Raw genomic sequence first — 25,686 nt, 5'->3', positions numbered from 1 at the left:
GTCCAGGGCGACGAGGCGGCCATTCCTTCGAAGCCACAACCGCAGCAGACAGACATCAGCCACACCCCGTCGCCCCGGGAATCCAGAGCGACTCACTCCAGACAAATCGATCTTAGGGACTGACATGTCACGTCTGATCACCCATCTACGGCACGTGGATCTCGCCGTGCCCGACTACGACAAGCAGCGGGAGTTCTACTCCGGCGTCTGGGGCTGGCCGAGGTCGCGGGCGACACCGGCATCAGCTTCCTGGCCGCCGAGGGCTCACCCGAGCAGTACGTCATCCGGTTGCGCAAGTCCGCGGAGAAGCGGCTCGACCTGGTCTCCTTCGGCGCCGCCACCCCCGCCGACGTGGACGCCCTGGCCGCGCGACTGGGCGCGGCGGGGGTCACGCTCGTCAGCGAGCCTGGTCCGCTCGCCACCCCCGGCGGCGGGTACGGCTTCCGCTTCTTCGACCTCGACGGCCGCACGATCGAGATCTCCGCCGACGTCGCCGTACGGGCCCACCGCAGGCTGGAGCCCAAGGAGTCGGTCCCCGTACGGTTGTCGCACGTCGTGCTGAACTCCCCCGACATCGACGCCACCCGCGTCTGGTACGAGACCCACCTGGGCTTCGCGCTGTCCGACACGCTGGCCCACCCCCACATGGGACAGGTCATGCACTTCATGCGCTGCAACCCCCAGCACCACAGCATGGCCATCGCCCGCGGCCCGCACGCCTCCCTGCACCACATCAGCTTCGAGATGCGCGGTCTGGACGAGTACATGTACGGCACCGGCCGCCTGCTGCGCGCCGGGGTCCGGATGATCTGGGGTCCCGGCCAGCACCTGGCGGGCGACAACACCTTCTCCTACTTCCTCGACCCGCACGGCAACACCGTCGAGTACACGACCGAGCTGGAGGAGCTGGACGAGGACGCGTGGCACCCCCACGTCTACGACTTCTCCCAGCCCGAGGTCACCGACCAGTGGGGCACCGCCAACCCGATGAACGAGCTGGTGGCCAAGGAGTCCTTCAACGACGTCGACCGCGGCGTTTTCGTCGCACCGCCGGTCTGACGGGGGCGGTCTGATGCGAATCGCCACCTTCACCCACCGGGGGCGCGTTCTTTCGGGAGTCGCGGAGGACGGGTCGGTCCGGCCGCTGCGCCAGTCCCGTTCAGGCGATGAGATGAGCCTGCTCGACCTTCTCGTGAACGGCCGGCTCCACGACGCGCCACGCCTCGCGGGAGACCCGATCCCGCTGCACGACGTGCGGCTCCACGCTCCGTTCCAGCCGCCCACCGTGCGGGACTTCGTCGCGTTCGAGGAGCACGTCGAGGGCGTGCGCAGGAGCGTGGACGGCGGCAGCGGGGTGCCCGGCGCGTGGTACGACGCCCCCGCGTTCTACTTCACCAATCCCTACGCCGTCGTCGGCCCGTACGACGACGTGCCGCTGCCGCCCGGCTGCCGGGCGTTCGACTTCGAGCTGGAGGTCGCCGCCGTGATCGGCCGCGAGGGCCGCGACCTGACCCCCGAACAGGCGCGCGACCACATCGCCGGATATCTGATCATGAACGACTGGTCGGCGCGCGATCTGCAGAGCCGTGAGATGCGGGTCAACCTGGGCCCGGCCAAGGGCAAGGACACCGCGACCACCCTCGGCCCGTGGCTGGTCACCGCCGACGAGCTGGAGCCGTACCGGGACGGCGACGGTTTCCTGCGCCTGGCGCTCACCGCGTCGGTGAACGGGGCCGAGGTCGGCCGCGACCTGCTGTCGAACATGAGCTGGCCGTTCGAGGACCTGGTCGCCTACGCCTCGCGCGGCACCTGGGTGCGCCCCGGCGACGTGCTCGGCTCGGGCACCTGCGGCAACGGCGGATGCCTGGCCGAGCTGTGGGGTCTGCGGGGCCGCCAGGACCCGCCCCCGCTCCGGCCGGGCGACGTGGTCGAGCTGACCGTGGAGGGCATCGGCGCCGTACGCAACACCGTCGTCGCCGGCGCCGACCCACTGCCCATCCCGCCGGCCCGTGTGCGGCCCCGGAACCGTCCCTGAGAGGAGCTTCCATGGACCGCGTGCGCGGCAAGGTCGTCGTGGTCACCGGCGCGGCCCGGGGCCAGGGCGCGGCGGAGGCCGCCGCCCTGGCCCGCGAGGGCGCGCACGTCGTCGCCGCCGACCTCGCCGAGCCCCGGCGGCCTCTCGACGGTGTGGTTCACCGGCGTCTCGACGTCGCCGACGAACGTTCCTGGGCCGCGCTTGCCGCCTGGCTCCGTGAGGCGTACGGCCGGGTGGACGGCCTCGTCAACAACGCGGGGATCACCTGGCGGGCCCGGCTGGAGGAGGTGACCCCCGCCGACCTGGCCCACGTGCACGCCGTCAACCTCACCGGGCCGCTGCTCGGCATCCAGCACCTGCTGCCGCTGATGCCGCGCGGCGCCTCCGTCGTGAACGTCGGCTCGGCCGCCGCTCTCACCGCCCACTACCCGGTCGCGTACACGACCAGCAAGTGGGCCCTGCGCGGTCTGTCCGCCGCCGCCAGCCTGGAGCTCGGCCCGCGCGGCATCCGGGTCAACACCGTCCATCCCGGGTTCATCGAGACGGAGATGACCGCCTCCGCCTCTCCCGCGTTCCGCGCCGCCAACCTCGCCGAGACCCCGCTCGGCCGCGCCGGTACTGTCGAGGACGTGGCCCCGCTGGTGGTCTTCCTCGTCTCCGACGAGTCGTCGTACATCACCGGCGCGGAAATCCCCGTGGACGGCGGCTACACCGCGCATCGCGGCGCCAAGTCCATCTCGGACGCGCTGCGCGAGCCGGGGCGGTGACGCGCGAACGCCTCTGCCGGCCGCCACCTTCTGAAGCCTCCACCATCCCGGGCACTGTCGCGTTCATTGGCGTTGGAGCCGATGAAGTGAGGCTTTTCCAACCTGATCACGCAGATCCGCCGCCTGCGGGCCGCCAGCCTGGTCACACTCGCCGACAAGGGATACGTCGGCGCCGGCGAACCCGTTCTGCACTAAGGGCGGGGTAAGCCGCTCGGGCAGAAGGTCGCTAACTCCGCTCACGCCAAGCTCCGTAGTCCGGGCGAGCGGGCCAATGGGCAGGTGAAGGCCTGGCGGCTCCTCCGAAAGCTCCGGTGCTGCCCCAAACGAGCAGGTCAGATCATCAAACCAATCCACGTCCTACAAACCCGAGAAGCAGGTTCTGTTCCTGTCGGTGGCGGCTGGCAGCATGACGACATGGCTATGCGGCCCCTCGATATCTCTTGGCTCTGCGGCGAATACGCCGAGGAGTGCTACAGCTTCATCTACATCCGTGCCACGCCCGAACAGGTGGTCGCCCGTCTCGGCGGTCGATGGGAGGACTTCACGCCGGGCCCCTTCCCCGACGACCCAGATTACTACTCACGCTCTGGTGAGCCTCTCGGCGTCACCTCCATCGGCGATTGGACGTTCGTCTTCGACCCCGACTGGCTCGGCATCCGCGAAGACGTGATCACCAAACTCTCCGAGGGCACCCGCCTCGTCTCCCAAGCCGCACTCGCCATCAAGGACATGGACTACTTTTACTGGTGTGATGACGGCGAGATCCGATTCGCCTGGGGCGGCGATGACGGATATCTGACGGAGATCCCGGACGAACTCGTGGATACGATGGCGGAGATCGACAGGCTTTACCCATCAGGTCCTCGGCTCTACCGAGGGCCGGCTTTCCTGCTCGTCGAGCACCTGACCGGGATCAGGGCGACGGAGCAGTTGCTGAAGGGCTCCACGTTGATGTGGGGTGTCGTCCCCCAATCGGCCAAGTCGTAAGTCACCTGCACTACCAGCGCCTCGGTCAGCAGGACGGGGCACGTCACGGCGACGGCCCGTAGAGCGCGAACGCCCTGCCGGCCACGGCCGGCAGGGCGTCACTGCGGGGATTCAGAAGCTGGGGTAGATGTCGTAGGTCTGCCCGCCGACGCCGTAGTAGTTGGAGCCGGTGGACCAGAGGCTGTCGTTGACCAGGGGCTTGTAGAAGAACTGCTGCCCCACGGGGACGTTGACCCCGCACTCCCACAGGTCGGCCGCCTTGCTGACGCAGTCCTGGCCGGCGGTCCAGCTCAGGGGTGTGTCACCGCGGAGGGCGATCCGATTGCCCGCGCCGGGGTTGTAGTGGACGCGGACGGTGGTCGTGGTGGAGGCCGCCTGGATGCTCGCGCCGAGCGCGGTGCGCAGCGACGCGCCACCGGTCGAGGTGGCGGTCAGCACGCCCCCGTACAGGCTGGTGGTGCTGTTCACCTGGTGCAGGGTGACGGTGACCTGCGCGGTGCCGTTGGCGGGCACCGTCACCTGGTTGCCGCTCAGGGTGAACAGGCCGGACGGTGCGGGCGTACCACCCGTGGAGTCGGTGGCTGACGCGGCCAGGTTGAGCGTGACCGGGGTGGCGGCGTCGTTGGTGTACGTCACGGTCTGCGTGGCCGTGGGCTGGGCGGCGGTGACCGACAGGGCGGCGCTCGGCGGGTTCGCGGTGACCTGCTGGCTCACCGCGCGGGCCGCGTCGACCCGGCCGGTGCCGTACGTGTAGGGGGTGGACCCGGCGGCCGCCGCGGTCGTGCCCATCAGCGCGTCCTTCAGCCGCTGCGCGCCCCAGGCGGGGTGGCGCTGCTTGACGAGCGCGGCCGTGCCCGCGACATGCGGGGTGGCCATCGAGCATCCGCTCATCGTGCCGTAGCCGCCGCCGGGCACGGCCGCGGTGATGTCCACCCCGGGCCCGGTCATGTCGGGCTTCAGCCCCTGGGTGCCCACCGGACCGCGGCTGGAGAAGCCCGCCACGGTGTCGGTCAGGTCCACCGCGCCCACGGTCAGCGCCTTGTCGGCGACGCCGATGGAGCTGATGGTGGACGTGCCGGGGCCGTAGTTGCCCGAGCAGACCACGAACAGCGCGTCATACTGCGAGGTCAGACTGTTGATCGCGACGGCGACCGGGTGGTCGGCGTAGACGGCGTAGCTCGGGTCGCTCTGGATGCTCATGCTGACGATCTTCGCGCCCTGCTCGCCGACCGCCCACTCCATCCCCGCGATGATCGCAGAGCTGGTGCCCCAGCTGTCGTCGCCGAGGACCTTGCCGACGACCAGGCTCGCGCCCGGGGCGACCCCCTTGTACAGCCCGCCCGAGGCGGCGCCGGACCCGGCGACGGTCGAGGCGACGTGGGTGCCGTGCGAATTGCCGTCCTCGACGCCGTTCGCGTTGCCGGTGAAGTCGGCGGAGGCGACGACCTTGCCCTGCAGGTCGGGGTGGTCGGTGTCGTATCCGGTGTCCAGCACCGCGACCTTGACGCCGGTTCCGTCGTATCCGCTGGCCCACGCGGTCGGCGCGCCGATGTGCGGGACGCTCTGGTCGAGGCCGGCCGACACCTTGCCATCCAGCCACAGCTTGGTGACACCGCCGCGCAGGGTGCTCGGCGCGGCCGAGCCGCCGGTCAGGCCGCGCCAGCCGTCGGTGGCGGCCTTCTTGCCGATGGCGAACGCGCTGACACCCAGGCGGGGAAAGGCATGCCGGCGCTTGGCCGCCGAACCGAGCGCGGCGTCGGCCCGCTCGGCGTTCTGGCTGGTGCCGCTCTTGGGATAGGTGGTCATGACCGGGATGGTCTGGCTGTGCGCGTCGTCGTAGCCGTCCGCGATCAGCGTGCCCACCTCGAAGAGCTGCGGGTCGAGCCGGCCGGCCCGGATGAGGGGGGCCGCGTCCGACGGGACCACCGACACCTGGTCGCCGCGGTCGGTGACCGCGAAGGTGATGCCCGTACGTCCCTCACCCGGCTCGACCGCCAGGACGCGCAGGTCGTGGTTCTCCAGGTGCGCCTTCACCGTGTCGCCGGTGACGAGGGTGACGGTGCGGTCGCCTTCCGCGGCGGCTCCCGGCGCCGCGGAAGGACCGGAGGGAGCCGAGGAGGCAGAGGGGTGTGAGGGGCTTGAGGGGACGGTCTGTGCCGCGGCGGTCACGGCGGGCAGACCGAGGAGGGCGGCCGTCGTGACGACGACGGCCAGGGATGATCTCCGCAAGGGTTGTCTCCCGAGTGGTCGAGTTGATCACTACGCCGACCACGCTAGGCTTTTGCGCGGAGTTCTGAATTTTGCGAGATTCTTTTGTCTGCGGGCTTCTTGATCATGGATCCGCAGCGCGCTTCGTCACAGGAAAGCGGTTTCAGTGGCAGCCGACCCGACGCGGCCACGAGATCGGCAAATACGCGTAGACATGTGGCTTCGATCACATCTGTCGATATTGTTTTTTCCATTGCCCCTGGTGTACGGGGCCACCGGTGTCATCGCAAGGAAACGAAGCGCGTTATCCGCCGCGAAACAAGTGCAGATTTCAACTTGCCGAACAATGCATGAAAGCGATGTAACAGATTTTTATTTCATGAACTTTCTACTACTTCACGAGGCGGGATGGTGATGGCGGGTTACGCCGACCCGGCATCTACCGGAACCCTGCGAGCGCCCGGAGAGTTCTCAATGCAGGCACCCCGGAACATCGACCATCCATGAGGCAGGGCAGCCGGAAGGGGCTGCACGCACCGCTGACGCACCATGGCTCCAGCAGCGGCTCCAGCAGCGCTTGCACCGCACTGCTCCGTACGAGGGGATCGCATGTCGGACAGGGACAAGAGGGCCGTTCTGGCCTGGCGGGCCGCCATACTCACCGGCTTGACGATCCTGAACGTGTTTCTGATCGTCGAGAACACGTCTCTGTGGACCAGGCATCGCTTCGCGATCGTCGTCGTGGCCCTCGGCGCCGTCGGTCACTGGATCGCCGCCGCGTGCACAAAGGAGGACCCGGACGAGGCCGCCGAGAGGATCTACCAGGAGACCCGGGTCCAGCGGCCCCTGTCGCCTTCCGACGTACGAGACGAGATGCGGCTGCGATACCGGATGTAGACGCTGTCCCCGGCTCCGTCGGCGTCGTTCCTGCCGCCGTCCGCCGCACGGAAGGCTCGCCGGGTCGCGCGGCGTGTAGACGGCAAGGGTCCTGGCGGCCCACCCCGGGGCCGATCTTCCCCGCTGGCGAAGGCGGGGTGGCTGCGGCATGCTTGGACTCCGAGAGCGACGGAAGGGACCGTCTCATGCGACGCCCACGTGATGCGACCGCCCAACGGCGTCAGCCGTGCCCGCTCCCGGGTGCGGCGCGCCGACCGGCACACGGAGGCGTTGCACCACATGTCCCGCACCGACAAGACCAAGCCGCTCATCGTCCGGCTGTGGCATGGCGACCTGGACCGTCAGGCCGCCCACGACCATGGCGCCGGATCCGGCTGTGACCTGCCCGCCACTCTCGCGGAGGATCGCGCCACCCTTCACACCCGCTGTGTCTGGGAGTTCCGCTGGACCGGGACCCCGTGCTGCTGCTGCGGCATCTGCCGCGACCAGACCGGCTATCGCAGGCTCCTGCGCCGCATCCGCACCGCCGACAAGGCTCGGCTGGCGACCGCGACCAAGGCGTGGCGCTCGGGTGACGAGGCGGCGTACGACGACATCGTTCCCGTCCTCCGCTACCGCGGCTGAGCCCGACTGAACCTCGCAGCTGAACCCCGCAGCTGAACCCTGCGGCCGAACCGTCCGGCCGGCACGTCGTGTGCCGGCCGGGCCCGAGCTCGTCAGCGCAGGAACGCGGCGGCCACTCCGGCGTCGACCGGGATGTGCAGGCCGGTGGTGAGGGACAGGTCGCCGCCGGTGAGGGCGAAGACCGCGGCGGCGACATGCTCGGGCAGCACCTCACGCTTGAGCAGGGTGCGCTGGGCGTAGAACTCGCCGAGCTTGTCCTCCGGCACGCCGTAGACGGCGGCCCGGTTGGCGCCCCAGCCGGAGGCGAAGATGCCGGAGCCTCGCACCACGCCGTCGGGGTTGATCCCGTTGACGCGGATGCCGTGCTCGCCGAGTTCGGCGGCGAGCAGGCGCACCTGGTGAGCCTGGTCGGCTTTGGCCGCGCCGTAGGCGAGGTTGTTCGGCCCGGCGAACACGGCGTTCTTGGAGGCGATGTAGACGATGTCGCCGCCCATGCCCTGTTCGATCATGATGCGGGCGGTCTCGCGGGAGACGAGGAACGAGCCGCGGGCCATCACGTCGTGCTGGCGGTCCCAGTCGTCGGCGGTGGTCTCCAGCAGGGAGCGCGACAGGGACAGCCCGGCGTTGTTGACCACGAGGTCCACCCCGCCGAAGGCCAGCACCGTCTGCCGTACGGCCTCGACGACCTGGGCCTCGTCGGTCACGTCGGCCTGGACGGCCACGGCCACGTCGGCGGGGCGGTGGGCGCGGGCGCCGATCTCGGCGGCGACCTTCTCCGCGGCGGCCAGATCGCGGTCGGCGACCACGATGCAGGCGCCCTCGGCGGCCAGGCGGCGGGCGGTGGCCGCGCCGATGCCCGAGCCGCCGCCGGTGACCAGCGCGATCCGGGTGGCCAGCGGCTTGGGCGCCGGCAGGCGGCGCAGCTTGGCCTCCTCCAGCTCCCAGTATTCGATGCGGAACTTCTCGGCCTCCTCGATGGGGGCGTAGACCGACAGCGCCTCGGCGCCGCGCATCACGTTGATCGCGTTGCAGAAGAACTCGCCGGCGACGCGGGCGGTCTGCTTGTCTCGGCCGAAGGAGAACATGCCGACGCCCGGCACGAGCACGATGGCCGGGTCCGCGCCGCGCAGCGGCGGCGAGGTGGGGGTGGCGTGCCGGGCGTAGTAGGCGCGGTAGTCCTCGCGGTAGGTCGCGTGCAGCTCGCCGAGGCGGGAGATCACGTCCTCAAGCGGCGCGCCGGCGGGCAGGTCGAGCACCATCGGCGCGACCTTGGTGCGCAGGAAGTGGTCGGGGCATGAGGTGCCGCGGGCGGCGAGCTCCGCGTGCTTCTCGCGGGACAGGAAGTCGAGCACCTCGGGGGTGTCGGTGTAGTGGCCGACCTGGCGGACGTCGGTCGAGCACAGGCCGCGCAGCACGGGGAACAGCTCCGCCGCCCGTTCGTGCCTGGCCTGCTCCGGCAGCGGCTCGTAGCCCGGCTTCACCGGTCCGAACGGCTCGGGCCTGCCGTGCTCGGCGATGTACGCCTCGGCGGTGCGGATGATCCACAGCGAGTTGCCGGCGCATTCGGCGGAGGTGTCGCCCCAGGCGGTGATGCCGTGCCCGCCGAGGACGCAGCCGACGGCCTGGGGGTTGGCGTCCTTGATCGCGGCGATGTCCAGGCCGAGCTGGAAGCCGGGCCGCCGCCAGGGCACCCAGACGACCCGGTCGCCGTAGATGCGCCGGGTCAGCTCCGGTCCGTCGGCGGCGGCCGCGACGGCGATCCCGGCGTCGGGGTGGAGGTGGTCGACGTGCGCCGCGTCGACCAGGCCGTGCATCGCCGTGTCGATCGACGGCGCCGCCCCACCCTTGCCGAAGGCGCAGTGGTCGAACGCCGCCACCATCTCGTCCTCGCGCTCGACGCCCGGGTAGACGCCGGTGAGCGCGCGCAGCCGGTCGAGCCGGAGCACGGCCAGGCCGGCCTCGGTGAGCGTGCCGAGATCGCCGCCCGATCCCTTCACCCACATCAGTTCCACGTCCGAGCCGGTGACCGGGTCGAGGGCCGTTCCCTTGGCCGAGGCGTTGCCCCCGGCGAAGTTCGTGTTGCGGGGATCGGCTCCCAGCAGGTGCGCGCGTTCGAGCAGCTGCTCAACCGGCGTGGTCATGTAATTTCCCCCTACGAGTGGTCGATCGGCTCGGACGATATCGGATCTATAGGACGAGTAGCGGCAAAACGGGCGACGGGCGGCAGGCTACAGCGGCGGGCCGAGCCGCCGGAGACCGGCCCCCGGACCCGGCCCCCGGACCCGGCCCCCGGACCCGGCCTCCGGACCTGGCCTCCCGATGAAGGACCGCAGCGAAGACCGGCGCGGTGAAGGGATCCGCGACGAGAGTGGGGTGACGAGGCGTCAGGCGCCCCAGCCGGCCTGGGTGCCGCCCACGCGCTCGGCCCGGATCTTCTCGAAGTAGCCCGACCGGGCGTAGGCCCGCATCGGGTCGGGATCCAGGCCCATCTCCTCCCGCAGCGCGGCCAGCAGCGGCCGGACGTCGGTGTTGTAGGCGTCCATCAGCACGGCGTTGGCACCGAGCACGTCACCCGCCGCCTGCGCGGCGGCCAGGGCCTCGCCGTCAACGAGCAGCGCCTTGGCCGTGGCCTCCTGCACGTTCATCACCGAGCGGATCTGACCGGGGATCTTCGGCTCGATGTTGTGGCACTGGTCGAGCATGAACGCGATCTCCGGGCGCAGCCCTCCCCCGCGCACCACCTCGTACATGATCCGGAACAGCTGGAACGGGTCGGCCGCGCCCACCATGAGGTCGTCGTCGGCGTAGAAGCGGGAGTTGAAGTCGAACCCGCCGAGCCTGCCCTCGCGCAGCAGGAACGCCACGATGAACTCGATGTTCGTGCCCGGGGCGTGGTGGCCGGTGTCCACGACCACCTGTGCCTTCGAGCCGAGCTTCACACAGTGCGCGTACGCCGTGCCCCAGTCGGGCACGTCGGTCAGGTAGAAGGCCGGCTCGAACAGCTTGTATTCGAGCAGGAACCGCTGCCCCTCCCCCAGCCGGTCGTACACGGCGGCCAGCGCCTCGGCGAGTCGGTCCTGCCGGGCGCGGATGTCGTCCTGCCCCGGGTAGTTCGTCCCGTCGGAGAACCACAGCTTGAGCGTGTCCGACCCCGTGGCGTCCATGATGTCCACGCACTCCAGCAGGTGGCCGAGCGCCTTGCGCCGCACCGCCGGATCGGGGTTGGTCACGCTGCCCAGCTTGTAGTCGTCGTCCTGGAACACGTTGGAGTTGATCGCCCCGATGCCGACCCCGAGGCCGGCGGCGTGCCGGGCGAGGTCACCGTAGTCGTCCACCCTGTCCCACGGGATGTGCAGGGCGACCGTCGGCGCGATGCCGGTGAAGGCGTGCACCTGGGCGGCGTCGGCGATCTTCTCGTACGGGTCGCGCGGCACGCCCTCCTGGGCGAACACCTTGAACCTGGTGCCGCTGTTGCCGTACGCCCACGACGGCGTCTCGATGCGCTGCGCGCGCAACGCCGCCCCGATGTCGTTCCTCATGAGATCCCCGATTCGGTCACGGTGGAAGGCCCTAGAAGTCGAACTCGTCGATGTTGCCTTCGTCGAAGGTGAAGGGCGGGCCGAGAATGACCTCGCCGTCCTTGCCGATCGTGTACTCGCCGAGCCGGCCTGCCGTGAACTTCTCGCCCTCCGCGCCGGTGATCTGACCGGAGACCAGCGCGGCGGCGGCGTAACCGGCCAGGTAGCCGAGGTCCTTCGGGTTCCACAGCGCGAACTTCTCGACCGTGCCGTTCTTGACGTACTCGCGCATCTGGTTCGGTGTGCCGAGGCCTGTCACCACGACCTTGCCCTTGTATTTCGAGCCGGAGATGTAACGCGCCGCCGCCGAGATGCCGACCGTGGTGGGCGCGATGACGCCTTTCAGGTCCGGGTACGCCTGCAGCAGGCCCTGGGTCTCCTGGAACGACTTCTGGTCGTCGTCGTCCCCGTACGCGACCTTGACGAGCTTCATGTCCTTGTACTCGGGCTTGGTCAGCTCGTCCTTCATGAACTCGATCCAGGTGTTCTGGTTGGTCGCGTTCGCGGTGGCCGACAGGATCGCGAACTCGCCCTTGCCGCCGATCAGTTCGGACAGCATCTTGACCTGGCTGCGGCCGACCTCCTCCGAGCTCGCCTGGTTGATGAACAGGTCGCGGCAGTCCTTGGATGCGTCGGAGTCGTACGCGACGACCTTGATGCCCTTCGACCTGGCCTCCTGCAGCGGGCCGCAGACCGCGTTGGCGTCGTTGGCCGCGATGAGGATCGCGTCCTGCCGCTGCTGGATGAGGGTGTTGATGTAGGAGACCTGCGAGGACGCCGAGGCGTCCGAAGGACCGACCTCCTTGGCCTCGCCCTTGTACTCCGCCGCCGCCTCGATGCCCGCCTTGTCGACGATGGTCTCGTACGGGTTGTTGATCTGCTTGGGCAGGAAGGCGATCTTCAGACCCTCCTTGATCGGCGCGTTCGGGTTCGCCGAGGCGGGCGCGGCGGCCGACGCCGGGGCGGCGGCGCTCTGTGCGGCGGCGGTGGACTCCTTCGTGGTCCCGCCGCAGGCCGTCAGGCCGACCGAGACCAGGCCGATCAGGACCGGGCCGATCAGGGCGGCCGCCGAGGTTGACCTTCGCGAAGAGATGAGCATGCGTCTTTTCCCTCAGGAGTTCGGAGGTGGGGGTGCCGGCGGCAGGGATGGGCGCCGTCGTCGCCGGGCCGCGGCGACCAGGCGCGGGGTGATCACGGAGATCACCAGGAGCAGTCCGGTGACGATCGACTGGATCTCGGTCGAGACGTCGTTGAGCATGAGCAGGTTGCGGAGCAGGCCGATGAGCAGCACGCCCGCGATGACGCCCCCGAGCGTCCCCTTGCCGCCGTCGAAGTCCACCCCGCCGAGCAGGACGGCCGCGATGACGGCCAGCTCAAGGCCGGTTCCGTTGTCGGCGCGGGCGCTGCCGTACCGCAGCGTGTAGACGACCCCGGCGAAGGCCGCCACGGTGCCGGAGACCACGAAGAGGATCAGCTTGATTCGCTTCACCCGGATGCCGGCGAAGTGGGCCGCCTCCACCTGGGCGCCGATGGCGAACAGGGACCGGCCGAAGCCGGTCGCGTGCAGCGCCACCCCGGTCACCGCCGCGAGCAGCGCGAACAGCATCACCGGATACGGGATCGGGGTGCCGGGCACGTCGTCCACCGCCAGCGAGGTGTAGCCCGGTGGGAACTCCGCGACGGCCCGGTCCCCCAGCACCACGTAGGCGAGCCCGCGGTAGAGGGCCAGCGTGCCGATCGTGACGGCGAGCGAGGGCAGCCCGAGCCGGGTCACCAGGAGGCCGTTGACCAGCCCGCACGCCGCGCCGATCACCACGACGAGCGGGATGATCGTCTCGATCGCCCAGCCGCCGTCCCACATCGCGCCCACGAGCGCGCTGGACAGGCCGAGCACCGAGGCGACCGACAGGTCCACCTCCGCGGCGACCACGAGCAGGGTCATCGCCAGGGCGATCATCGCGATCTCGCCGAGGTCGCCCAGCGCGAACGACAGGTTGTCGACACTCGCGAACTCCGGCGACCCCGCCGCGCCGCCGATGAAGACGACCACGAGCAGCAGGCCAGCCAGCACGTCCCAGCGCAGGAACCGGCTGGGGTTCGCGGCGGTGGCGGGCGTGGCGGCCGTGGCCGCCGTCACGTCAGGAGCCATGCCGGGCGTTCCTCCTCCGCAGGATGCGCGCGACCCGCAGGGCGAGCAGGCGGTCCACGCTGATCGCGAGCAGCAGCAGCGCTCCGGTGATCGCCTGCTGCCAGAACGGGTCGACCCTGAGCACGACCAGCGCGCTGGTGATCGTGGTGAGAAGCAGCGCGCCGAGCGCCGCACCGTACACCGTGCCGACGCCGCCGGTGATCGCGACTCCCCCCACCACGACGGCGCTGACCACCTGGAGTTCCCAGCCGTTCGCGGCGTCGGCGACGACCGTGCCGAACCTGGCCAGCCACAGCACCCCGGCCAGCCCGGCGAGCGCCCCGCTGAGCAGGTAGGCCGCCATCACCCGCCGGCGCACCGGCACCCCGGCGAGCCCCGCCGCCTCCGGGCTCGACCCGATGGCGTAGAAGTCGCGCCCGGAGGGATAGGAGCGCAGGTAGAAGCCGACGGCGAGCAGGACCACGACCGCGATCAGCGGCAGGTAGGGCACGCCCAGCACCGAGCCGTTGCCGAGCGACAGCAGCGCGGGCGGCAGGTCGACGGCGTTGATCTGCCGCCCGTGCGCGATGTAGTGGTCGACGCCCTGGATCACGTACAGCGTGCCGAGGGTCACCACGAGCGCCGGCACCCGGCCGAAGCTGACCAGCAGGCCGTTCACGATCCCGCACAGCGCGCCGATCACGACGCCGAGAAGCACCGCGAGGAGGACGCCGCGGCCGTGGTCGGCGGAGAGGAAGTCGCCGACGGTGAACGCGACCAGCCCGACGACCGAGCCGACCGACAGGTCGATGTTCCGCGTGATGATCACGAAGGTCTGGCCCACGGCGAGCAGCACGAGGATCGCGGCGTTGAGGAAGATGTCCTTCAGCCCCTGCGCGGACAGGAAGTTGCCGTTGACTCCGGCGGTGACCGCGACGAGGACGGCCAGCGCGGCGACGATGCTCGCCTCGCGCGCCCGGAACACCAGGTCGACCATGCCGCGCGTGCTCGCGGTGACAGCGGTCATCGCTCCTCCCCCTGCCGCCGTTCCTCCTGCCGCCGGGGCGCGGCGGGCGGGGTCATGCCGCCCTGCCGGTGGCCGCGGCCATCACGCTCTCCTCGGTGGCCCGGTCGCGGGGGATCTCGGCGATGAGCCGTCCCTCCTGCATCACCAGCACCCTGTCCGCCATGCCGAGCACCTCCGGGAGGTCCGACGAGATCATCAGTACGGCCATGCCGTCGGCGGCGAGCTCCGACAGCAGGCGGTGCACCTCGGCCTTGGTCCCCACGTCGATGCCGCGGGTGGGCTCGTCCACGATGAGCACCTGCGGGCGGGTGGACAGCCATTTGCCGAGCACGACCTTCTGCTGGTTGCCGCCCGACAGCACGCTCACCGCGTCGGACAGGCGGTTGTACTTGAGCCGCAGTCGGATGGCCCAGTCGCGGGCACGGTCACGCTCGGCGGCCCGGGAGATCACCGGACCCAGCGACGACCGACCCAGTGACGAGTGACGCAGTGCCCGCAGGCCGGTGAGGCCGATGTTGCGCTCGATCGACTGGTCCATGACCAGGCCCTGCTGCCGCCGGTCCTCCGGCACCAGGGCGAGCCCTGCCGACATGGCCGCGGTCGGGGAGGCGGGCGGCAGCCGTCTGCCGTTCACCTCGACCCATCCGGCGTCCCAGCGGTCCACCCCGAAGATCGCCCGGGCGACCTCGCTCCGCCCGGCTCCCACGAGCCCGGCGAGCGCCACGATCTCGCCACGCCGCACCTCGAAGGAGACGTCGGTGAAGACCCCCTCGCGGGTGAGCCGGTGCACCCTGAGCGCCACCTCGCCGGGGACGGTGTCGAGCTTGGGATACAGGGCGTCGAGGTCCCGCCCGACCATCCGGCGGATGAGGTCGTCGTGGGTGAGCCCGGCGACCGGCTCGCTCGCCACCCAGGCGCCGTCGCGCAGCGTCGTGACCCGCTGGCACAGCTCGAAGATCTCGTCGAGTCGGTGGGAGATGAACAGCACGGCGCAGCCCTGTTCCCGCAGGGCCTTGACGACCGCGAACAACCGGGCCACCTCCGCGCCGGACAGCGCGGCGGTCGGCTCGTCCATGATCAGTACGCGCGCCTCCCGCGACAGCGCCTTGGCGATCTCGACGAGCTGCTGGTCGGCGATGGACAGGCCGCGCGCCGGCTGTCGCGGATCGAGCGGGACGCCCAGCCGGGCGAACAGCGCGGCGGTGCTCGCGTGCATCCGGTCGCGGTCGATCCGGCCGAGCCGTGCCCGGGGATGACGGCCGATGAAGATGTTCTCAGCGACCGACAGGTCGGGGAACAGCGTGGGCTCCTGGTAGATCACGGCCACCCCCGCCGCCTGCGCGTCGGCGGGGCTGTGGAACTCCACCGGCCGCCCGTCGAGCAGCACCTGACCGGTGTCCGGCCGGTGGACCCCGGAAAGGGTCTTGACCAGCGTGGACTTGCCCGCACCGTTCTCCCCGGCCAGCGCGTGCGCCTCGCCGGCGTACAGGTCCAGGGTGACGCCGCGCAACGCCCGGACGGCCCCGAAGGACTTGCTCACGCCGCTCAGCGCCAGCACCGGCGCCGCCGGGCCGATCCGGTCGTCAGGTCCGGTCACCTGCTCACTCCTTTCCGTCGGGGGTAAAAACGTTTTAGAGCGAGTTGCCCGGGACGGTATGCCGCAGCCCGCAGGCCTGTCAATGGCTCATGAAGAGGCCGTTTCCGAGGCGTTACGGAGCGGCGGGGCGGCCTGCGGCACCATGCCCGGCGGTCGTCCTGCGATAAGGTCTGGCCATCTGGCAGTACAACGTTTTAATTTGATCCGAGTCCTTGGATCCGCATCCGAGCAGGTCCGAGCAGCCGAGGAGGACCGTGGGGACCGTCAGCATCCGGGAGGTCGCCGCCCGCGCCGGCGTGTCGCCCGGGACCATCTCGAACGTGCTGAACCGCCCTGAGCGGGTGGCTCCGGAGACGCGTGAGCGGGTTATGCGCGCGATCCGGGAGCTGGGCTTCGTGCGGCACGGGTCGGCTTCGACGCTGCGGGCCGGGCACAGCAGGACGATCGGGTTGTCGGTCATCGACATCGGCAACCCGTTCTTCACCGACGTCGCGGCCGGGGTGGAGGAGGCGGCCAGCGAGCTCGGCTACGCGGTGATCCTCGGCAACTCGGCGGGCTCGCGGGACAAGGAGGAGCGCAACCTGCTCGTGCTCGCCGAGCAGCGCGTGCGCGGGGTGCTGATCACGCCGTCGGACGAGGACCCCGCCCGGCTCGACGCGCTGCGCGAGCGGGGCATCAGCGTCGTGCTGGTCGACCATCCTGCCCACCGGCCCGACCAGTGCTCGGTGGCGGTCAACGACCTGGCGGGCGGTCAGATGGCCGCCTCCCACCTGCTGTCGCTGGGCGCGGAGCGGATCGGCTACGTCACGGGCCCGCGCTCGATCCGGCAGTGCGTGGAGCGGGGGCAGGGCGCCGGGCAGGCCGCCTCCGCCGCCGGGCTCGATCCCGAGACCGCGATCACGACCGTGGAGGTGCCGGCGATGACGGCGCGGGAGGGGCAGCGGGCCGCCGCGTCGCTGCTGGCCTCCGGCCTGCCGGATGCGGTCTTCTGCGCCAACGACCTGCTCGCCGTGGGGTTCCTGCGCGAGCTGCTGCAGGCGGGGGTGCGCGTCCCGCACGACGTGGCGCTCATCGGCTATGACGACATCGACTTCGCCGCCGCGTCGGCCGTGTCGCTCAGCTCGATCCGCCAGCCCACGCACCGGCTCGGCCGGATCGCCACCCAGCTGCTGCTGGACGAATGCGACCATCCGGACACGCACGTGCACCAGCAGGTGATGTTCCAGCCCGAGCTCGTGGTCCGCGAGTCCACGGCCGGCCGTATGCAGCCGCGGGAGGGTGAATGAGCCTCCACGCGGCGGTCGACCTCGGGGCGTCCAGCGGCCGGGTCATGACCGTGCGCGTCGACGGCGGGCGAGCGCACCTGACGGAGGTGCACCGCTTCGCCAACCGCCCGGTGCGGGTGAACGGGGCGCTTCACTGGGACGTGCTCGCCCTCTACCAGGGCGTTCTCGACGGGCTGCGGGCCGCGGGGCCGGTCGACTCGGTCGGCGTGGACTCCTGGGCGGTCGACTACGGCCTGCTCGACGGCGACGGGCGGCTGCTCGGCAACCCCGTCCACTACCGCGACGACCGGACGGCCGGGATCATGGAGGCCGTCTCCGCCCGGCTCGGCGACGACCTGCTCTACCAGGTCAGCGGCCTGCAGTTCCTGCCGTTCACCACCGTCTACCAGCTGCTCGCCGAGCCCGCCCTCGACCGGGCGCACACCATGCTGCTGATCCCCGATCTGCTGGCGTACTGGCTGACCGGTGTGGTCGGGGCCGAGGCCACCAACGCCTCCACCACCGGCCTGTACGACGTCCGCACCCGGGCCTGGTCACACGACCTCGCCCGCGACCTGGGCCTGCCGCCCGGCATCCTGCCGCCGCTGCGCGAACCCGGAACACCCATCGGGACGCTGCGGCCCGAGCTGGCCGCCGACCTCGCCCTGCCCGGCGGCGTCGAGGTGACGGCGGTCGCCTCGCACGACACGGCCTCCGCCGTGGCCGCCGTCCCCGCGACGACCGAACGTTTCGCCTACATCTCGTCGGGCACCTGGTCACTCGTGGGCCTGGACCTGCCCGCGCCCGTGCTCACCGAGGACAGCCGCCTGGCCAACTTCACCAATGAGGTCGGGCTGGACGGCGCCATCCGCTACCTGCGCAACGTCATGGGCCTGTGGATCCTGCAGGAATGCCTGCGCACCTGGGGCGAGACCGACCTGCCCGCCCTGCTGACCGCCGCCGCGCGGGAACGGCCGTTCGCCGCTCTGATCGACCCCGACGACCCCGCCTTCCTGCCGCCGGGCGACATGCCCGCCAGGATCGCCGCGTACTGCGAGCGCACCGGGCAGCGCCCGCCGGATGGGCGGGCGGCGACCGTTCGCTGCGTGCTGGAGAGCCTGGCCCTCGCCTACCGCCGCACGATCCGCCAGGCCGTACGGCTCAGCGGACGGGACGTGGACGTCGTCCACGTGGTCGGCGGCGGTGCGCGCAACGCCCTGCTGTGCCAGATGACCGCCGACGCCACGGTCCTGCCGGTGGTCGCCGGGCCGGTCGAGGCCGCCGCCCTCGGCAACGGCCTGGTGCAGGCCCGCGCCCACGGCCAGGTGGACGACATCCGCGACCTCGTCCGCCGCAGCGAACCACTCCAGACCTACCGCCCTCGGGGCGGGGAGACCGCCTGGGACCACGCCGAGGCCCGCCTGCCCACTCCCCCGTGAGCCGGGGTGTCCCGCTTCGGCGTCAGCCGACCTGGCCCACGCCGCCGAGCGCGCCGGCCTTGCCCTCCCGTACGAAGGGGTAGTCGGTGTCGGGCCGCCACTCGTGCAGCGGCACCACGCCCGGCTCGACCAGGTCGAGGCCGTCGAAGAACGCGACGATCTGGTCGTACGACCGGGAGGAGGTGCCGGGAACGGAGGTCCGGCTGAAGACCTTGCGGCCCTCCTCCTCCTGGTCCTCGCTCAGCTCGCCGAGGGAGCCGTGCGAAACGACCAGGTAGCTGCCGGCCACGAGCGGGTCCCGGAGCGCTGTGACGATCTTCAGGGCCTCGTCGTCGTCCGGGATGAAGTGCAGCACGCCGAGCAGGAGGACGGCGAGCGGCTGGGAGAAGTCGATGTGCTCCCGGACCTCCGGATGCAGCAGCAGCGCCTCGGGGTCGCGCATGTCCGCCTCGATCGCGCGCACCCGCTCGTTCTCGGCGAGGATGGCCCGCGCGTGGACGAGGACGATGGGGTCGTTGTCCACGTAGACGATCCTGGACTCCGGGGCCAGTTCCTGGGCGACCTGGTGGACGTTGCGCTGCGTGGGAAGCCCGGCGCCGATGTCGAGGAACTGCCGGATGCCCTGCCGCGAGAGGTAGGTGACGGCCCGGATCAGGAACTCGCGGTTCTCCCGGGCGATGTCGGGAAGGTTGGGAAGAATCTCGATGATCTTCTCGGCGGCCTCACGATCCGCCGCGAAATTGTCCTTGCCGCCCAGGTAGTAGTCGTACATCCGGGCGACGCTGGGCGTAAACGGGTCGACGCCCGCCGGCGCCTTACGCTCGTCCACAACACTCCCCTCGTCGTACATCAAGGATGGTACGGCCTTGATCGCGATCGGGAGGACACGTCACCGGATTGTCATCAAGCCTCAGAAATCGGCACTAAGTGGTCCATCTAGGCGGCGCATGCGGCACGGGTCCGCAGCGGCATCGGACACACCGTTCGCACTCCTGACACGCCGGACCACACCGAGCGAACATTCCGCGAGATCTTTCGCCCGGCACCGGCGGCCGGGGCCGCACGGCGCCCCGAGGGTCCCCGTCGCCGGGACCCCTCCGCCGCATCGGCGCTGACGCGGGCGCAGGCGGCTGACCTGCGTACATCCGCTCTCCATGGAGCTCCATCGCGAAAGCGCGTCGAATCTGTTATCAACCCCGGGAGACCACTCCTTGACGTGCCGAGACGGTAATTATCGGACTTACGGACAGTACGTTACCCACCTCGATGCACGTCCGACAGTCTTGACAGTGCACGCCGTCCCGCTTACGGTCACGAAACACCGCCGTCATCCACAGTTGAATGTTAGCGCTAACAGCATGAGGAGCCCCCCACTCATGAGAGCGGCCCCCGCCACAGCTCGCCCCGTCCCCCGTGGGAACGTTCCGCACCTACCCGTCCCTGCGAACCGGGCCCCTCATGAGCGATCGCCTCGTGGACGTCTCACCCGCACCCCCGAGGTGAACGCCCCGCTCTTCGCGCCGCATCACCGGTAGGACTTCGCCTTCACCGCGACACGCTCCGGCTTTCCCCCGCCAGGACCACCGGACCGGCCGCAGGCGGGACGAGCCCTCCGCCGCGGGCCGGCAGCCCGCCCCTCACGTCGACCGCTCACTCGCATTCCACGCCCCCCGTGTCAGGCATTGCCTGACGTCGCCCATCAGAGGAGTTCCGCGTGCCCAGAAATCGCCGACGCACGGCGATCACCCCACTGACCCCCCGGCAGTCGCGGGGGATCTCGCTCGCGACGGTCGCCGCGCTCGTGTGCGCTGGTCTCGGGTCCACGGGTGGCGTGGCCGACGCCGCCGCCGGATGGTCCCCCAAACCCTCGTACACGTCGACCGACAAGGGTGACGGCACGTACTCCGTGCCGATTCTTCGCTCCGACGTGCCGGACATCAGTGTGGAGCGCGTCCCGGCCGCCGAGAACAAGGAGCACCGGGACATCTACTACATGATCAGCACGACGATGCACCTGAGCCCGGGTGCGCCGATCATGAAGTCCTACGACCTCGTCAACTGGGAGACCGTCAACTACGTGTTCGACCGGGCGGACATCGGCGACGCGTTCTCCCTCCGCAACGGGCAGAACTCCTACGGCCAGGGCCAGTGGGCGTCGTCCTTGCGCTACCACGACGGCAAGTTCTACGTCGTCTTCAACACCAACAACCTCGGCGGCGCCTACCTCTACAGCACCGACGACGTCGAGAACGGGAAGTGGAAGCGCACGCCCCTCGGCCGCGCCCTGCACGACCCGTCGCTCTTCTTCGACGACGACGGCACGCCGTACATCTTCTACGGCTCCGGCGGAACGAGCGCCGTGCGCCTCAACAGCGACATGACGGCCATCGCGCAGGACTACCCGAACATCTTCACGGCGGCGAACTACGCCGGCAAGCCGTTCATCGGCGGCCTGTTCGAGGGCGCCCAGGTCTTCCACATCAACGGCTACTACTACGTGGTCATCATCACCTGGCCCTCCGGGCAGGGACGCCAGGTCGCCATGTTCCGCTCGAAGGACCTGCTCGGGCGCTACACGTCGGCGGACGGTTCCAACACCTACGAGGCGCGCGGGGTGCTCAACTCCAACGGCTTCGCCCAGGGCAGCCTCGTGCCGATCTCGCGGGAGGACGGCGGCACCGACTGGTACGGCATGTTCTTCCGCGACAACTTCCCGATCGGGCGCACCCCGGCGCTCATCCCCGCCACCTGGCAGGACGGCTGGCCGACGTTCGGCGACAACGGGGTCGTGCCGGTGGAGGGCACGTTCGCCAAGCCGATCAAGCTCAGCCCCGAGCAGGAGACGTTCGAGCAGCAGAAGAGCCTCGTCGCCTCCGACGACTTCGCCAACGACGCCCCGCACAAGGCGTACACGGACGAGCAGTGGACGATCCCGGACCCGCCCACGTACGACGACTCGCTCATCGGCGTCGAACTCCTGCAGAACCCCGGGTTCGAGTCCGACGCGGTCTCGCCGTGGGCCGGGCAGTACGGCGCGACGCTCAGCCGGGACACGACCGACCCGGCCGCGGGGTCCGCGGCGCTGAAGGTGAGCAACCGCACGCTCAACGGTTCGGGGCCGAACCAGTACCTGAACGGGAAGATTCAGCGCGGCGTGACCTACACCGTGTCGGCGAAGATCAAGTACGCCTCGGGCCCGAGCAGCATCCGGTTCAACCTTGTGGCGGACTGGGGTGCGGGCGTCCAGACGATGGCGTCCGGGAACGTTCCGGCCGGGCAGTGGACGACGGTGACGGGCCAGTACACCGTCCCCGCGACGGCGAACGTGGACAACTTCAAGTTCGCGGTCGAGACCCCGTGGGGCAACCCGCAGCCGGCGTCGTCGAGCGTGGACTACCTGATCGACGACGTCTCGATCGTCGGCCGGCCGGTGACGACCGAGAGCCCGAGCGAGGAGGAGATCGCCCCCAACGGGTCGCGGCTCGACCCCGTGTGGGAGTGGAACCACGCGCCCGACAACCGCTACTGGTCGCTCACGGACCGGGACGGATGGCTGCGGCTGACGACCGGCAAGGTGGTCACGGGCAAGTACGTCTACACCAAGCTCTCCGGCCGGGACGAGCTGACCTGGTTCGAGGAGGCGCGGAACACGCTCTCGCAGCGTACGTTCGGGCCCCGGCAGTCCGTCGAGACCAAGATGGACATCTCCGGCATGAAGAACGGTGACGTCGCCGGCCTCGCCGCCTACAACCGCGGGTTCTCGTACGTCGCGGTCAAGCGCGTCGACGGCCAGAACACGCTGGGCGTCGTCAACCGGGGACAGCCGTTCGCGGTCGACATCGACCAGTCGGCGATCGAGAACTTCGTGCCGGGCACCACGGTGCCGCTGGGAGACGCGACCCAGGTGTACGTGAAGGCGGACCTCGACTTCAGCTCGCCGGTCGGGCAGCTGTGGACGACGTTCTACTACAGCCTCGACGGGCTGAAGTGGACCCAGCTGGGCAGCCGTGTCGGCCCGCAGACGCTGGACGGCAGCCTCTCGCACTTCATGGGGCACCGCGTCGGCCTGTTCGACTACGCGACGAAGGAGAAGGGCGGGCACGTCGACTTCGACTACTACAAGCTCAGCGACACGCTCACCGCGCAGAACAAGCCGCTGGACACCAGTGCCCTCGACGCGGCCATCGCGTACGCCGGCACGCTCGACAAGCGCGACTACCCGGCGGACGCCTGGGCCGGCATGCAGGCCGCGCTCGACGGCGCGAAGGCGGCGCGGGCCGGTGAGTTCGGCACCCAGAACCAGATCGACGCGCCGGAGCGGGCGCTCAGCTACCAGCTGGCCCGGCTCGGCACGCTCAGGTCCGTCGCGCCGGAGGTCAAGCTGACCGTCACCGCCTCCTCTCGCTGCATCGGCACCTCGGCGTACCTGGCGGTCACGGCCGTCAACGACTCCGACGTGCCGGCGACGGTGACGCTGACCACCCCGTTCGGTTCCAAGACCGTGGCCGACGTCGCCCCGGGCAGGCAGGCCTACCAGTCCTTCAACACCCGGGCCGCCCAGATCGACGCCGGCACGGTGACCGTGAAGGGAACCGCGACGATCGGCGGCAAGCAGGTCACCACGTCCTACGACGCCGCCTACCCCGCGGCCGGCTGCCGCTGAGCTGCTCACACCGCGGCCGGCTGCCGCTGACCGCACCGGCGGTGACCACGGTCTGCACGACGAGGACACCGCCGGAGCACAACCGGGCCGGTCGGCCGACCGGCCCCACCCCATAACACGTCGCGCGCATCTGCGCGGTTCGCCAGGGCGGGCGGCTGCCCATCCCTGTCCGCAGTGAGCCGACCCGCCCCAGGGCGTCCGTCTCCCCCGGAAAAGTCTGAGGTCAAGGAGGATATTTCGTGTTGAAGCGTGTTCGAAGGACGACCCGGCGACGGGTCGCCGCCATGGCGGTGGCCGGCGCCCTGCTGGGCGCGGCGGTCGCCGCGACGGCGGGGCCGGTCCAGGCCGCCGCCGCCAACATCATCGTGAACGGCGGGTTCGAGGACGGCCTCACCAGTTGGTTCGTCAACAACGGGAACGCGACCGACGGCGCGACGCTGTCGCCCACGACGGACGCGTACGCGGGCGCGAGCGCCGTGCTCGTCACCAACCGTAAGACGACCGGATCCGGTCCGATGCAGGACCTGTCCGGCAAGGTGCAGGCAGGCAAGACGTACGCGATCACGGCGCGGGTGAAGTACGAGAACCCCAACAGCCCGGCGACCAAGCAGTTCTTCGCCACCATGCACTACGGCGGCTCGACCTACACCAACGTCGGCACGGTGACGGTGGCGCGCGGGCAGTGGGGGCTCATCCAGGGGACGTTCACGATTCCCGCGGGCCAGAGCGTCGCGACCGCGAGGCTCTTCTTCGAGACGCCGTGGACGTCGAACCCCGCGTCCGCTCCGGACACGCACCTCATGGACTTCAAGGTCGACGACGTGTCCGTCGCGGAGTTCGTCCCGTCGACGACCATCGAGGCGCTCGGCAAGAACCCCGGCGAGGGCAACCCGCTCATCTCGCACAAGTTCGGCGCGGACGGCAACGCCTTCGTGCACAACGGCCGCGTGTACATCTACATGACCAACGACACGCAGGAGTACAAGCCGGGTCCCACCGGAATCTCCCCGACGAACACCTACGGCGGGATCAACACGATCACGGTCATCTCGTCCGACGACCTCATGAACTGGGTCGACCACGGTGAGATCCCCGTCGCGGGCCCGAACGGCATCGCCCGCTACGCGAACAACTCGTGGGCCCCCGCCATGGAGAGCAAGATCGTCGACGGCAAGGAGAAGTTCTTCCTCTACTTCGCCAACAACGGCGGCGGCTCGGGCGTCATCGTCGGCGACTCGCCGGTCGGCCCGTGGCACGACGAGCGCGGCAACCTGCTCATCACCAGTGCCACTCCGGGCGCGTCCGACGGCAAGAACTGGCTCTTCGACCCCGGCGTGTTCATCGACGACGACGGCCAGGGTTACCTCGTCTTCGGTGGCGGCGGCGACGACGGGTCGCGCAGCGCCGAGAACACGAACCACCCGAAGTCCACGCGCGTGATCAAGCTCGGCGACGACATGATCAGCACAAAGGGCTCGGCCGAGGTCATCGACGCGCCGCTCGTGTTCGAGGCGGGCCACCTGTTCAAGCGCGACGGCAAGTACTACTACTCGTACTCGTCGAACTTCGGGTTCGGCGGCCCGATCGACCCGAACGGCCCGCCGACCGGGGCCATCGCCTACCTCATGGCCGACAGCCCGATGGGCCCCTGGACGCCGGAGACGTACAAGGGAATCATCTTCCGCAACCCCGGCACCTACTTCGGCGCCGGCGGCAACAACCACCAGTCGGTGTTCAAGCTCGACGGGCAGTACTACTTCACCTACCACGCCCAGACGCTCAACAGCCGCATCACGGGCGGCGCCACCCAGGGCTTCCGCAGCCCGCACCTCGCCAAGCTCGACTTCAACGCGGACGGCACGATCAAGGAGGTGAAGGGCGACTACAAGGGCGTCGAGCAGATCCGCAACCTCGACCCCTACCGCGTGATCGAGGCCGAGACGATCGCCTGGCAGCAGGGCATCGCGACGAAGAAGGTCGACGGCGGATCGGAGGAGTTCGGCGCGCAGGCGCCCAACCTCGTGGTGTACGACATCGACAACGGCGACTGGACGTCGCTCGCGAAGGTCGACTTCGGCCAGAACGGCGCCGCGGGAGTCACCGCCAAGGTGCGCCCGCTGGTGGCCGGAGGGAAGATCGAGATCCGTCTCGACGGCCGCACCTCGCCCGTGGTGGCGACCATCCCCGTCGACGCGCCGCTCGGCGAGTGGACGAAGCTGACCGCCAAGCTCGACGGCGTCAAGGGGGTGCACGACGTGTACTTCACCTACGCCGGGCCCCAGGGCGCGGACCTCTTCGAGATCGACTCCTGGTCCTTCGGGGCGAGCCCGTCGTCCTCGCCGGAGGTCAAGCTGACCGTCACCGCCGCCCCCCGCTGCATCGGCACCACCGCCTACCTGGCGGTCACCGCCGTCAACAACGGCGACGTGCCGGCCACGATCACGCTGAACACCCCGTTCGGCAACAAGACC

The 25,686-nt window shown here is 70.2% G+C and carries 18 protein-coding genes and 1 pseudogene; 11 read left to right on the top strand and 8 right to left on the bottom strand.

The features are described from left to right. Nucleotides 1-288: 288 nt before the first annotated feature. The 5 genes and pseudogenes from IL992_RS44615 (at nucleotide 289) to IL992_RS44600 (ending at nucleotide 3,789) form a co-directional block, all read left to right on the top strand. A complete protein-coding gene (locus tag IL992_RS44615) occupies nucleotides 289-1,059 on the top strand; it encodes a VOC family protein (RefSeq protein ID WP_226874938.1) in 771 nt (256 codons plus the stop codon). Between the two features lie 13 nt (nucleotides 1,060-1,072). Further along, nucleotides 1,073-2,035, top strand: coding sequence for a fumarylacetoacetate hydrolase family protein (locus IL992_RS44610; protein ID WP_193209337.1), 963 nt, complete (start codon nucleotides 1,073-1,075; stop codon nucleotides 2,033-2,035). 11 nt (nucleotides 2,036-2,046) lie between these two features. Next, on the top strand, nucleotides 2,047-2,802 hold the full coding sequence (locus tag IL992_RS44605) for an SDR family NAD(P)-dependent oxidoreductase (protein ID WP_193209336.1): 756 nt from the start codon (nucleotides 2,047-2,049) through the stop codon (nucleotides 2,800-2,802). Nucleotides 2,803-2,925: 123 nt separating this feature from the next. Further along, nucleotides 2,926-3,177, top strand: a pseudogene (locus tag IL992_RS47360) (transposase family protein); the annotation flags it as partial. Nucleotides 3,178-3,216: 39 nt separating this feature from the next. Continuing rightward, nucleotides 3,217-3,789: a DUF6461 domain-containing protein gene (locus IL992_RS44600; protein WP_193209335.1), complete on the top strand. Its 573-nt coding sequence runs from the start codon at nucleotides 3,217-3,219 to the stop codon at nucleotides 3,787-3,789. Between the two features lie 111 nt (nucleotides 3,790-3,900). Here the strand turns inward: IL992_RS44600 and IL992_RS44595 are convergent, their stop codons facing one another. Further along, nucleotides 3,901-6,018, bottom strand: coding sequence for a S8 family peptidase (locus IL992_RS44595; RefSeq protein ID WP_193209334.1), 2,118 nt, complete (start codon nucleotides 6,016-6,018; stop codon nucleotides 3,901-3,903). Nucleotides 6,019-6,606: 588 nt separating this feature from the next. Here IL992_RS44595 and IL992_RS44590 point away from each other — a divergent pair. Beyond that, entirely contained in the window at nucleotides 6,607-6,894 is a 288-nt protein-coding gene (locus IL992_RS44590; protein ID WP_193209333.1) for a hypothetical protein, read from the top strand. A 201-nt stretch (nucleotides 6,895-7,095) separates the two neighbouring features. After that, nucleotides 7,096-7,518, top strand: coding sequence for a hypothetical protein (locus IL992_RS44585; protein WP_193209332.1), 423 nt, complete (start codon nucleotides 7,096-7,098; stop codon nucleotides 7,516-7,518). A 92-nt stretch (nucleotides 7,519-7,610) separates the two neighbouring features. On the opposite strand, the gene IL992_RS44580 is transcribed toward IL992_RS44585, so the two are convergent. The 6 genes from IL992_RS44580 to IL992_RS44555 all read right to left on the bottom strand — a co-directional run bounded on the left by IL992_RS44580 (nucleotide 7,611) and on the right by IL992_RS44555 (nucleotide 15,827). After that, entirely contained in the window at nucleotides 7,611-9,659 is a 2,049-nt protein-coding gene (locus IL992_RS44580; RefSeq protein WP_193209331.1) for a bifunctional aldolase/short-chain dehydrogenase, read from the bottom strand. A gap of 243 nt (nucleotides 9,660-9,902) precedes the next feature. Then, nucleotides 9,903-11,057, bottom strand: a complete 1,155-nt coding sequence (gene rhaI / locus IL992_RS44575; RefSeq protein ID WP_193209330.1) for an L-rhamnose isomerase — start codon at nucleotides 11,055-11,057, stop codon at nucleotides 9,903-9,905. 31 nt (nucleotides 11,058-11,088) lie between these two features. Next, a complete protein-coding gene (rhaS, locus tag IL992_RS44570) occupies nucleotides 11,089-12,195 on the bottom strand; it encodes a rhamnose ABC transporter substrate-binding protein (RefSeq protein ID WP_193209329.1) in 1,107 nt (368 codons plus the stop codon). Nucleotides 12,196-12,207: 12 nt separating this feature from the next. Continuing rightward, complete coding sequence (locus IL992_RS44565; protein ID WP_193209328.1) at nucleotides 12,208-13,245, bottom strand: ABC transporter permease; 1,038 nt, start codon at nucleotides 13,243-13,245, stop codon at nucleotides 12,208-12,210. Continuing rightward, a complete protein-coding gene (locus IL992_RS44560; protein WP_193209327.1) occupies nucleotides 13,235-14,251 on the bottom strand; it encodes an ABC transporter permease in 1,017 nt (338 codons plus the stop codon). The genes IL992_RS44565 and IL992_RS44560 overlap by 11 nt, the downstream gene beginning before the upstream one ends. 52 nt (nucleotides 14,252-14,303) lie before the next feature. Then, complete coding sequence (locus IL992_RS44555) at nucleotides 14,304-15,827, bottom strand: sugar ABC transporter ATP-binding protein (protein ID WP_404804826.1); 1,524 nt, start codon at nucleotides 15,825-15,827, stop codon at nucleotides 14,304-14,306. A 275-nt stretch (nucleotides 15,828-16,102) separates the two neighbouring features. On the opposite strand from IL992_RS44555, the gene IL992_RS44550 reads away from it, so the two are divergent. Both IL992_RS44550 and IL992_RS44545 read left to right on the top strand, forming a co-directional pair. Next, on the top strand, nucleotides 16,103-17,134 hold the full coding sequence (locus IL992_RS44550; protein ID WP_193209325.1) for a LacI family DNA-binding transcriptional regulator: 1,032 nt from the start codon (nucleotides 16,103-16,105) through the stop codon (nucleotides 17,132-17,134). Continuing rightward, nucleotides 17,131-18,552, top strand: a complete 1,422-nt coding sequence (locus IL992_RS44545; protein WP_193209324.1) for a rhamnulokinase — start codon at nucleotides 17,131-17,133, stop codon at nucleotides 18,550-18,552. Before IL992_RS44550 ends, IL992_RS44545 begins: the two co-directional genes overlap by 4 nt. Before the next feature lie 22 nt (nucleotides 18,553-18,574). On the opposite strand, the gene IL992_RS44540 is transcribed toward IL992_RS44545, so the two are convergent. Continuing rightward, complete coding sequence (locus tag IL992_RS44540; protein WP_319019235.1) at nucleotides 18,575-19,381, bottom strand: SAM-dependent methyltransferase; 807 nt, start codon at nucleotides 19,379-19,381, stop codon at nucleotides 18,575-18,577. A gap of 885 nt (nucleotides 19,382-20,266) precedes the next feature. Between IL992_RS44540 and IL992_RS44535 the strand changes: the two genes are divergently transcribed. Both IL992_RS44535 and IL992_RS44530 read left to right on the top strand, forming a co-directional pair. Continuing rightward, nucleotides 20,267-23,215 (top strand): family 43 glycosylhydrolase, encoded by a 2,949-nt coding sequence (locus IL992_RS44535; RefSeq protein ID WP_319019234.1) that lies wholly within the window; start codon nucleotides 20,267-20,269, stop codon nucleotides 23,213-23,215. Between the two features lie 239 nt (nucleotides 23,216-23,454). Beyond that, a partial coding sequence (locus IL992_RS44530) for a family 43 glycosylhydrolase (RefSeq protein WP_193209322.1) occupies nucleotides 23,455-25,686 on the top strand: 2,232 nt, incomplete at its 3' end.

Origin of the sequence: Microbispora sitophila, from assembly GCF_014892245.1 — a bacterium.
GTDB lineage: Bacteria > Actinomycetota > Actinomycetes > Streptosporangiales > Streptosporangiaceae > Microbispora > Microbispora siamensis.
Note: the sequence above shows the minus strand (reverse complement) of the source record. Positions and strands in the feature narration are given on the sequence as shown.